The following is an 11,784-nucleotide window of genomic DNA, read 5'->3' on the forward strand; positions in this document are numbered from 1 at the left end:
TAGATACTAAGCGGTATTTTTTTTGCAAAGTAGAATACTATCCGTTATTTACAAAATGTATCACTGTTGGTGGTTGGCCCCATAAACCGAGCTCTGTTGTAGTAAGCACATTAAAAGGCTGTCTGGTACCGCCCGACTCACCTGATAATTTTGTAAACACCACCGCACTTATTTTATAATGCCTTATTGCGTAAGAAGCTGCCTACAGCACTTTCTCCTTCTGCAACGGCCATTTGCGCCAGCTCAAAACACCTGTTTATAAATTGTTGATGTACATTCATACCAACAAAGATACAGGCATGTACAAACAGTTTTGAGATTTTTGAGATTTCGGGATTTTGAGATTTCTTTTGAGGCAGCATTAAGGCAAATCTCAAAATCTCTAAATCCCTAAATCGCGCAATTTATCTTCTTACTTTAACTCAACTTTCTTTCCGGTACTGGCTGCCTTATAAATAGCATCTATTATTTTCAGGTCCCGTACCCCTTCTTCGCCATCAACGGGTACTACAGGTTGTTTACCATCTAATATAATCCCCGCCATTTCATCCATTTGTACTGTTTGGTGTGTCATATGCGGCTGTGTTAGTTCGCCTTTGTTTGTTCTTCCCTTTATGGGGCCATAACCTGTAGAGGGCCACAGCTCTGCATAGCCCTGGGTGCCATCGAGAAAAAAGCGATCGAGGTTATTCATGTTATAGGTACTGAGGCACGAAGCAACTGCCCCACTCGGAAAACCCAGCTGAAACTGTATGGTTTCATCAACACCGGGTTTAAACTTTTCGGGGTTGGTCTTTGTTTCCTGCGCTGTAACCCACACCGGCTCTTCGCCAACCATATAACGCGCACCATTAATTGAGTAAATGCCAATATCCATCATGGCGCCGCCGCCGGCCAGCGCTTTATTCAATCGCCATTGGTTGGGATCGCCGGCCGTAAAGCCGCTCAGCCCCTGAAAGAAAGTGATCTTACCCAACTCACCATCTTTTCGCATGCGAATGATCTCAAGTGTTTTAGGTTCAAAGTGCATTCTATAGCCAACCAGCAGTTTTACATTCGCTTTCTTACAGGCGTCAACCATTTCCTGGCCTTCCTTTGCATTTACCGCCATAGGCTTTTCACAAATAACATGCTTACCCGCTTTTGCGGCCCGTATCACAAAATCCTTATGCAGCGCATTGGGCGTTATTACGTATACCACATCTATATCGGGATTATCTTTTATACTATCGAAGTTCTCGTAATTATAACAGTTCTTTTCGGGAATGCTGTATTTCTGTTGCCAGTTGGTGATCTTGGCAGGCGTTCCACTAACTACACCGGTTAACCGGGCCCGTTTGCAATCCTTCATGGCTTCGGCCACGCGGGTACCATAACTACCCAGTCCTAAAATGGCTACGCGCAATGGCGCACCGTCATAGGTTGTTTTATCAGTGTTTTCATGTAGTGCGCAGGCTTCGGCAGGTATCAAAGGAAATGCAACTACCGAGGCAGCCAGTTGTTGTAGAAAGTTTCGACGAGAACTCATAACGGCAAGTTTTAAAATAAATATAAGTAACAATGAGATAACTCAATTTGATAATTTGATAATATGATAATTGAATACAGGAAAAGATCTTTTTAGCGGAAACTTCGCTTTTAATGGGGCCGTTCGGCATTAGCAAATTAGCATATTATCACATTAGCTAATTGCTCTTTTCCGCTCATCATTAAAATACGTTTTTTTCATCAATTATACCGGCCGCGCTTTCCCCTCTACCACAGCAAAATGTGCGCCCCGGCCCTTTTTAACAAAACACCGTTGTTATACTTTAACATGAAAAGATTTATAAGAATTAGTAGACTTGATATATGAACCGGAGCATACTGCTTGTGCTAATCTGTTTTGCACTTTCCACAACCGCCATGAGTAATTTCGCCGATACAACGGTTGTAAAACGATCCTATACCACCCAGCATATACAAGGTACTGTAACATTAGATGGCATCCCAAACGAAGAAGCCTGGAATTCGGTTCCCTGGTCGGGCGACTTCATTCAATGGAAACCCAATGAAGGCAAGGCGCCGGCCCAACCTACCCAATTCAAGATCCTGTACGACGAAAAATATTTATACGTAGCCTATCATTGTATTGATAAGTACCCCGACTCCATTATTAAACGTATGGACCGCCGCGACCAGTTCCCCGGCGATTGGGTTGAAATAAATATCGACAGCTACCACGACCAACGAACGGCATTTTCCTTCACACTATCGGTATCGGGCGTGCGCGGTGATGAATTCGTTTCAAACGACGGTAATAACTGGGATGTGAACTGGAATCCCATTTGGTTTGCCAAAACCCATATTGGTGAAACCGGTTGGACGGCCGAAGTAAAGATTCCGTTCAGCCAGCTCCGTTACGGCAACGAAGCCGATAAAACCTGGGGCATACAGGTAACCAGGCGCATTTTTCGCCAGGACGAAATGAGCACCTGGCAATATATTCCCCAAAACTCGGGCGTATGGGTAAGCCGTTTTGGCGAATTGAACGGTTTAAAGAACATTCCCCTGCACCGCCAGGTAGAAATAGCCCCCTACGTAACCATACAGGCCGATAAATATAAAAAGGTAAACGGCAACCCCTTTGCCACGGGGTTCGACTCGCGGGTAACCGGTGGCCTCGATGGTAAATTTGCCGTTACCAACGACCTTATTCTCGACTTTACGGTAAACCCCGATTTCGGTCAGGTAGAAGCCGATCCATCGCAGGTACGCATCGACGGCTTTCAAAACTTCTTTGAAGAACGCCGGCCCTTTTTTATGGAAAGCCGCAACATTTTCGATTACCAGCTCACCGGCTCAGAGGCCGGTGGCGACTACGATTCAGACCTGCTATTTTACAGCCGCCGGGTAGGCAGCTCACCACACACCTCCCCCACGCTGGGAAACAACGAGTATGTGAAAATGCCACAGAACACCTCTATCCTTGGCGCTGCCAAGTTCAGCGGTAAAACCCGCAAAGGCTGGAGCATAGGCATACTGGAAAGTATTACCGAGCGCGAAATGGCCACCATCGATAATAGCGGTGATAAAAGAAAAGAACTGGTAGAACCACTCACCAGCTATTTTGTAGGCCGCCTGCAAAAAGATATCAATGGCGGTAAAACTGTTTTGGGCGGTATTTTTACCGCCGTCAACCGCGACAATGGCCTGAACGACCTGTTGCATCGCAGCGCTTACTCGGGCGGGCTCGATTTTTTTCATACCTGGAAGAACCGGATCTGGTACATACGTGGTAACGTAGTGTTTAGCCAGGTACAGGGTAGTAAAACAGCCATCCTCAATACCCAAACCTCTTTTGAACATCTTTTTCAACGTCCTGATGCCAGCGAGGTATCGGTTGACAGTAACCGTACTTCTCTTACGGGCACAGGCGCTACCTTCCGTTTTGGTAAACAAGGCGGCAAATCGGGTAAACACGGGCGCCTGTTTAAATTCGAAACGGGCATCACTACCCGTTCACCCGAGTTAGAACTTAATGATATTGGCTTTATGCTTACGTCCAATGAAATAAACCATTTTACCTGGGCAGGTTTTCATTGGCCCAAATCGTTCCTCATCTTTAGGCAGGCCCGGTTGAATTACAATCACTGGTCGCGGTGGGATTTCAGTGGCAAATTCATTTACCAGGGATTCAACTTTAATTCGCACGCTACCTTCAACAACAACTGGCAAACCGGCACCGGTGCAACCTGGGCCGTATTTGGGATCTCAAACAATGCATTACGCGGTGCTGCGGCCATTAAGCGCCTGCCGGGTATAAATCATAACTTTTATGTTACCAGCGATTATCGCAAAAAGTTTTACGTAAACTTTAATACCAACACTTTCTGGGGATTTCAGCGCACCATGAAAAACAGCAACTCGGAATTGACGTTATACTATCAACCCATCAATGCTATGCGTATCAGCCTGAGTGCAAACTATAGTTACTCATGGCGCAAACAGGACCAGTTTGTAAGCAATGTATCTTATGGCAATACCCTTCGTACCATTGTAGGTGAAGTAAAGCAACATACGTTACGGTTTGTAGGCCGGTTGAGCTATAATATAACACCTGATCTTACCTTGCAATACTACGGACAACCATACATCAACCGCCCCCTGTATAATCACTTTGCCTATGTAACAGATCCAATGGCTAAAAACCTCAACGATCGTTTTCATGTATTCAATAATGGCGAGATCACAGAAAAGAACGGCAGGTATGAGGTAGACGAACAAAATGATGGCATCATTGATTATAGCTTTAGCAAACCCGATTTCAACTTCGTTCAATTCAGATCGAACTTTGTAGTACGGTGGGAATATAAACCCGGTTCAGAGCTATACCTGGTATGGTCGCAAAGCAATACGCCCGATGCCAATGGCGATCTTGAAAAAGATGTAGCCCTACCAAAGAGTTTGTTCAATAACGCATTTGATAACCAGGCTGCGAGGAATATATTTTTGGTGAAATGGACTTATAGATTTTTGAAATGAGTGAGTGGTAAGTGGTGAGTGGTAAGTGGTGAGTTGGCTCGCTATTTTTTTAGATCTCTGAACAATTGCGATGCCCATAGTTTTTCAGACTCCTGGAACTTCGGAGACTACTCACCATTCACCACTCACCACTCACTATCAAAAATTCCTTTCATCGGCAGATGGTCCATATATTGAAGGAACTGCTATTTTATTCATCCGCATATAAACGGTAAGCTGTCCGCGATGGTGCACCATATGATTTACGGTTTGCTCCAACTGCGATAGCTTGGGCGAACTGTAAAGGACCTGGCCGCTGTTTTTCAGCGAGAATGTTTCCTGAAGCGTTTCATCCTGTACGTTTGATAATGCTTTTTTAGCGCGTTGTACATTTTCATCAAAACGCTTTACAACATCCTCGGCGGTGGCAGGTGTGAACCTTTCATCGGTGGCAAAATCAATATCGGCCTGTTCAACAATAAGGGCCATCCACCGGGGAATATCTGCTACCAGCAGGGTGAGATATCCCATTTCCATGGAGCTTTCGTGGGGTTTGAACTTGTACACCTCCAACGGTATACGTTCTAAACATTTACGGGTGGCTGTTACTTCGGCTTCCAGTTCTTTAAGATAGGTTTTACCAACGGTGGTCTGGCTCATATGGTTTAATATTTACCAGACTTGCAGAAAAAGGCATGCCACAATATGTGGCACACCTGAATGTATTTAAGCTATTGCTCCTTTAAAAGCTACAGAAGATTGATTTTCTGCTTTGGTAGCCAGCAATTTCTTTCTTTTTTGGTAGAACACATATGAAGCCGTAAGCAAAGCAATAGGCAATACATTAAACATCCAGTCGGGTTTGCCTATCATGGCAATAGAATATGTAGCGCCGATGAGATCAAAATAAAAGCCTGCATAGGCAAATTCTTTCAACCGGTGGAATCCGGGGGTAAGAATAGCCACCACACCCAAAAACTTAGCCACGCCAATGAACGGAATAATATATACCGGATAACCCAGCTCTTCGTGCATTCCTTTCACAGCAAGAGGATGGCTTATAATATCAGGTATTGAAGAACCTAACATTAAGAAAGCTAATAGTCCGGTAAACACCCAGTAGAAAATATTGATCTTTTTCATAAAAATTAATTTAAGCGTTGATTATTTGTTTGTTTGTTGAAACAAAACTAACATCAATAAACAGCTTTAACGGGGTGTGTAAGGGACAATTTAAGGGGTGGTTTGCGACACGGATACAGTTTGTAAGTTCTCAGTTTATAGTTCATAGTTCCTTATTTCGGGACTCGCTACAAAGTTCCAACAAATAAACAGGCCTTCCGGTATACCGAAAGGCCTGTTTGTATTTCCTTGTCAACCTGTCAACATGTTAACTTGTCAACCTGCTTTCTGTATTTCCTCTTTCAACTGTATCAACTTTTCAACTCCTTGTCAACCTATCAACTGTTAACTTGTCAACTTCATCACTGCTGCATCCCCGATGCGCCCGGATAATGCGCCTTACCTAATGAATCGAGCACCAGGGGGCCCGAAAATGTAAGCGCCGTATTGTTTGTATCAAACTTCCACTTTTCGGCACCAGTAGCAGCATCATATGCTCTAAAGAAACCGAAATTACCACCACCGCCTACAAACACTACGCCGTCAGCAACTGTAGGATCGGCGCCGTTCGGAAGTATTCGTTTGCTCCACGCCACATCGCCGGTCGTTGTATTTATTGCATTAAAGTTGCCGCCATCAGCGGATATATATAACATACCGTTCGACACTACAGGACTTGAAGAGAACCCGGTATTTGGCAATTTCTCCCAAACAAGGGCGCCGGTAGTGGCATTAATGGCAAATAAACTTCCTGCTTTATTGAAATTGCTGACATCATACCAACCGCCAATATATACTACGCCATTTACTACGGTTGGACTGCTCATTTCGAGTGACACACCGCAATTGTACCACCACAGGTGAGCGCCGGTATTGGCATCTATCGCATACAAATATTTATCGCGGCTGCCAAAATAAACTACACCGTTAACTACCGCAGGGCCCGATGCGTTGATCATGTCAAAGGCGGCATAAAACCATTTCAATTTTCCTGATTCTGCATTCAATGCATACACCCTGCCATCTGAACAGCCAAAATATACTGTACCGTTTACCACTACTGCGCCGGTACTAATGTTGCCGAAGGTATTATATCGCCATTTTTCTTTACCGGTTTGTGCATCCAGTGCATAAAAAATATCGTCGTTACAACCCACGTAAACCGTATTGCCATCAACAGTCACCGGTGCTTCAATACCGGTGGAGCCAGTTAATACCTTCCAAAGTACCTGGCCTGTAAGGGCATGAAATGCATATACATAATTGTCAAGGCCGCCTACATACACGATACTGTCTTTAAAAGCAGCGCATGAATAATCAAAGCCCTTAGTGCCGGTATATTCCCAAATCTTGGCGCCTGTTACGGCATTCAGCGCATAAAAGCTTTTGTTATTGCCGCCGCCGCCTACAAATACCATATTACTAATAGGGCGTTTTTTTACAACCACCACATATTTATGGCTGGTAGAATCCTCGGCTATAACGGTGTACGTTACCGGTTGAGAAAAATCCTGGGCAACGGTTGCTGAAGGCGTTAATATCACGCCTTTAAAAGTAATGGCGGGCGTCATTTTGGTAAGGTCGGTACCAGCCGGTACAGCTACCAGAATACTGTCGCTTTTAATTTCAACACCAACTTCTTTAAGGTCCAATGCAACATCGCCTGCTTTAGTAATAGAAAAGTAGGTGATCAGTTTGGCAGAATCACGAAGTATTACCGGCGGTACGTTCTCGTCTTTACCGTCTTTGCTACAGGAAGTCCAGATTGATAATAAAACACTAAAACACACAATGCTTCCAAGGGTTGCCAGGGGTCGGAACAAGTTCATGATAATGAATAGAATTAAATAATTAAAAAAGGCCGAACACTTTGTCCAATAAAAAAAGGCCACCAATCATAAAATGACTGATAACCTTTTTCCAATTATTTTTTGCGCCTTTACAAACGCAAAACTAATCAATATTCTGTATTAATACAACAATCTCACCTTTATAGTATCCTTCACCTCTTTCAACAGCTGTACTGCTGTGTTACTGATCTTACGATCGAGGTCAAGCACCACATACCCTATTTCATCATTTGTTTTCAGGTACTGGCCAAGGATGTTGATCTTGTTATTGGCTAAAGTAGTGTTGATAGCCGACAACACACCTGGTTTATTACGGTGTACGTGCAAAATGCGGTGTGCATCTTCATGCAACGGCAGGCTCAACGGTGGCACCGTGTGCGAACCAATACTCACACCCATTTCGAGGTACTGGAACAATTTATTGCTCACATCTTCACCAATGTTCTGTTGTGCTTCTTCGGTACTACCACCAATGTGTGGAGTAAGTATCACGTTGGGCAACCCTTGTAAAGGCGTAGTGAATTTATCACCGTTCTTTTCCGGCTCCCAGGGGTATACGTCAACCGCGGCACCACTCATAGCGCCTTCCTGCAGGGCTTTTGCCAGTGCATCGAGGTCAACCACTTCACCGCGGGCATAGTTTATAAGTATAGAACCTTTTTTGAAATGTTTGATGATATTCTTATTGATCAGGTTCTTGGTAGCATCGGTCTCAGGTACGTGCAATGTAACCACATCGGCCTGGCTTACCAGGTCTTTCAACGATTTCTTGGCTACCGCATTACCTAAGGGTAATTTTGTAATGGTATCATAGAAGATAACATGCATGCCCAGCGCTTCGGCCAGAACGCTTACCTGTGTACCAATGTTACCATAGCCAACAATACCCAGCGTTTTGCCGCGCATTTCGTAACTGCCTTTTGCATCCTTCAGCCATACGCCTTCATGAGCGGCCTTATTCTTGTCAACGATGCGTCTGATCAACAGGATCGATAGACCAATCACTAACTCTGCTACTGAACGGGTATTGGAATACGGTGCATTGAACACCGCAACACCCTGTTGTTTAGCATATTTCAGATCAACCTGGTTCACACCAATACAAAAGCAACCAATTGCCTGTAATTTCTTAGCAGCGTCCAGTACACGCGGAGTGATCTGCGTTTTGGATCGGATACCCAGCAAATGTACGTCCTTCACTTCACGGATCAGGTCTTCTTCACTTAATGCCCCCGTTATCTTTTTAACGGACGTGTAACCATTGTCTTTAAAGAATTTAACAGCCGTGTCACTGATGTTCTCAAGTAGAAGAATATTTATCTTTTCCTTGGGATAACTCGTAATTTGTTTGTCGGTCATAATGAATCCTACTGCTTTTACGTTATCTTAGTTAAAAGATTGCAAATATAGCTCATAGTTGCAAAAAGTTAGGCATGAAAAATGCATACATGGGCCGTAACTGGCCAACTTTAACTATTTTCGCAAATTACGGAAACTAAAAAATAAGACAGTCCTGGTGAAAAACATAATCGGATTATTGCTAACCCTATTGGTTTTGGAGAGTTGTGCACGCGTTAACAATAAAAAGGTAACTTCAGGCCCATTGAATGAAGGTGATACTTCATCTATGCCCCATGCAACTCCTTTAACCTCCGATGAGTTGAACTATTACAAGCGAATGGTGCAAAACCATCTCGATTCTACACTGGGCAGAAGCCGCTTTAATGGCAGTGTACTAGTGGCAAAAAATGGACAAATCGTTTTTGAAGAATACAAAGGATTTGTTGATCCCCGCACCCAGCGCGACTCCATCACTCCTTCCACCCCTTTCCATCTGGCCTCTGTATCAAAGACATTTACCGGCATGGCCACCATGAAATTGTGGGAAGAAAGCAAGCTTAATATCGACGATCCCGTTTCAAAATATTTACCAGGTTTTCCGCTGGAAGGCGTAACTGTACGGCTTTTGCTCAACCACCGCAGTGGTATTCCCAAGTACGATCACTATATGGGCGAAATGGGTTGGGATAAACATAAGATGATCTCAAACCAGGATGTACTTGATTTCCTTATTGCCAACTACAAAAAAATACCTATCGCCCGGCCTAATACCGGCTTCAGCTATTCCAATACAAACTACGCGCTACTGGCCCTCATTATTGAAAAAGTGAGCGGCACCACTTACCCCGATTTTCTGAAAAGAACATTTTTCGATCCGCTGGGCATGAAAGATACATATGTGTTCACCCTCGCCGACTCGGCCCGCTATATGCCTTCTTTCTACTATAATAATAGAGAATACAGGTTCGAATTCCTCGATGCGGTGTATGGCGACAAGAACGTGTACAGCACCGTGCGCGACCTGTTGAAATGGGACCAGGCGTTGAAAAACGAGCACTTCTTTAAAAAGTCTACTTTAGAACAGGCTTATGCCGGTTATAGTTTTGAAAAACCAGGTACTCACAATTATGGGCTTGGCTGGCGTATGTACCTGCTTAATAATGGTAAAAAGCTGGTGTACCACAATGGCTGGTGGCATGGCAACCGCACCTCGTTCTACCGCATGAACGACGAAAACGCCACCATCATCGCACTTTGTAACAACGACTGCCGCTACGTTTATAAAGTAAAGGAACTGGCCGACATCTTTGGTGATTATTTGCAGAACAATAACCGCTATGAGGACGACGACCCAACCGCCGCTCCGCAGCAGGCAGCGGCTGCCGAAAAGCCAAAGGCAAAACGCAAGTCTCATGCTACGGCAAGAAAGAAAAGCACCCATCGCCGCGGTACTGCCAAAAAGTAATTAATTTTCCGGATGCAAATTTTTGCTACTGAACAGATCAGAGCCTGGGACGAATACACCATTCGTCACGAACCCATTACGTCTGTTGACCTTATGGAGCGCGCCGCCACGGCCTGCTACGAATGGCTTTTACAGAACAATTACAAAGACCACAGCTTTGCCATTTATTGCGGAAAAGGTAATAATGGTGGCGATGGCCTGGTAATAGCACGCCTGCTGGCCCAAAGCAATCATAAGGTTACGGTACACATTCTTGAATTTGGCCACAAGGGCACAGAAGATTTTCAAATTAACCTGGCCCGGTTACACGAAACCAATACCGATATCCGGTTTATTTCGTCAGAAGAAAATCTCCATTCCATTCCCGCCAAAGCTGTCGTAATTGACGCCCTGCTTGGTTCGGGCATTAACCGCCCGGCCGACGGACTTACCGCCAGCCTTATAAAACATATTAATAATAGCGGCAATGAAGTGATTGCCATCGACATCCCCAGCGGTTTATTCGTTGATCACAGCGCCCGGGGCAATATTGTAGTTAAAGCGCAAAACACCCTTAGCTTTCAATGTTTTAAACCGGCTTTTTTGATGCCCGAAAATGCCGAACACATTGGCCAGGTGCATTTGCTCGATATAGGCTTACACCCTGGTTTCCTTAAAATACAGGATTCTCCCTTTGAACTTGTTGACCAGGCGATGGTGGGCCACATAATTACGCCCCGCAAACCATTTTCGCATAAAGGCGATTATGGCCATGCCGCCATTGTTGCCGGCAGCTATGGAATGATGGGGGCGGCCGTTCTATGCGCCCGCGCCTGTTTACGCAGCGGCGTTGGTAAACTCACCTGCCATATTCCGGCATCGGGATACACCATTATGCAGACCTCCGTTCCCGAAGCCATGTGCAAAACGGGCGAAGAAACGCATCCGGCGCAGGAAATGGACAAATACGACACCATTGCCATTGGGCCCGGACTGGGTTCACATGCAGGCAACAGTAATCTTTTACAATCGGTTTTTGAACAGAACCGCCGCCCAATGGTCATTGATGCAGATGGGCTAAACACTTTAGCCGGGGATAAAATGTTGTTGAAAAAGGTGCCGCCACAATCTATTCTCACCCCACACCCCAAAGAATTTGAGCGGCTGTTTGGCAAAACCGCCAACGATTACGAACGAATACAAACTGCCCTGCAAAAAGCGGCAGAGCATAATTTATACCTGGTGTTAAAGGGTCGTTATACATTTATTGCGGCCCCCGATGGCAAAGGATATTTTAACAGTTCGGGCAACCCCGGCATGGCCACCGGCGGCACCGGCGATGTACTAACTGGTATTATCGCCGGCTTATTGGCGCAAAAGCATCCACCCTTACATGCAGCTATTGCCGGGGTGTTCCTGCACGGCCGGTCGGGCGACCTTGCAGCGGCTTATTCCTCTCAATTTTCCCTAATTGCCACAGATTTAATTGATTTTCTGGGTCAGGCATATCAATCTATATAATAA

8 protein-coding genes are annotated in these 11,784 nt (G+C 44.9%); 3 read left to right on the plus strand and 5 right to left on the minus strand.

From position 1 onward, the window contains the following. Window positions 1-412: 412 nt before the first annotated feature. Window positions 413-1,528 (minus strand): Gfo/Idh/MocA family protein, encoded by a 1,116-nt coding sequence (locus GGD38_RS12630; RefSeq protein WP_375300481.1) that lies wholly within the window; start codon window positions 1,526-1,528, stop codon window positions 413-415. Window positions 1,529-1,851: 323 nt separating this feature from the next. On the opposite strand from GGD38_RS12630, the gene GGD38_RS12635 reads away from it, so the two are divergent. Continuing rightward, window positions 1,852-4,524, plus strand: coding sequence for a DUF5916 domain-containing protein (locus tag GGD38_RS12635; protein ID WP_375300480.1), 2,673 nt, complete (start codon window positions 1,852-1,854; stop codon window positions 4,522-4,524). 138 nt (window positions 4,525-4,662) lie between these two features. Here the strand turns inward: GGD38_RS12635 and GGD38_RS12640 are convergent, their stop codons facing one another. From GGD38_RS12640 to serA, 4 genes are all read right to left on the minus strand, one after another. Next, a complete protein-coding gene (locus GGD38_RS12640; RefSeq protein WP_375300479.1) occupies window positions 4,663-5,163 on the minus strand; it encodes a DinB family protein in 501 nt (166 codons plus the stop codon). Between the two features lie 66 nt (window positions 5,164-5,229). Further along, window positions 5,230-5,646: a DoxX family protein gene (locus GGD38_RS12645; protein WP_375300478.1), complete on the minus strand. Its 417-nt coding sequence runs from the start codon at window positions 5,644-5,646 to the stop codon at window positions 5,230-5,232. A gap of 341 nt (window positions 5,647-5,987) precedes the next feature. After that, window positions 5,988-7,454 carry a PQQ-binding-like beta-propeller repeat protein gene (locus tag GGD38_RS12650; RefSeq protein ID WP_375303828.1) on the minus strand — a complete coding sequence of 489 codons (1,467 nt, stop codon included), beginning with the start codon at window positions 7,452-7,454 and terminating at the stop codon, window positions 5,988-5,990. Between the two features lie 141 nt (window positions 7,455-7,595). Next, window positions 7,596-8,834: a phosphoglycerate dehydrogenase gene (gene serA / locus GGD38_RS12655; protein ID WP_375300475.1), complete on the minus strand. Its 1,239-nt coding sequence runs from the start codon at window positions 8,832-8,834 to the stop codon at window positions 7,596-7,598. Window positions 8,835-8,991: 157 nt separating this feature from the next. Between serA and GGD38_RS12660 the strand changes: the two genes are divergently transcribed. After that, window positions 8,992-10,281, plus strand: coding sequence for a serine hydrolase domain-containing protein (locus tag GGD38_RS12660; RefSeq protein WP_375300474.1), 1,290 nt, complete (start codon window positions 8,992-8,994; stop codon window positions 10,279-10,281). Window positions 10,282-10,293: 12 nt separating this feature from the next. Then, on the plus strand, window positions 10,294-11,781 hold the full coding sequence (locus GGD38_RS12665) for an NAD(P)H-hydrate dehydratase (protein WP_375300473.1): 1,488 nt from the start codon (window positions 10,294-10,296) through the stop codon (window positions 11,779-11,781). Window positions 11,782-11,784 lie beyond the last annotated feature (3 nt).

Origin of the sequence: Niastella sp. OAS944, assembly GCA_024809215.1 — a bacterium.
Lineage (GTDB): Bacteria > Bacteroidota > Bacteroidia > Chitinophagales > Chitinophagaceae > Niastella.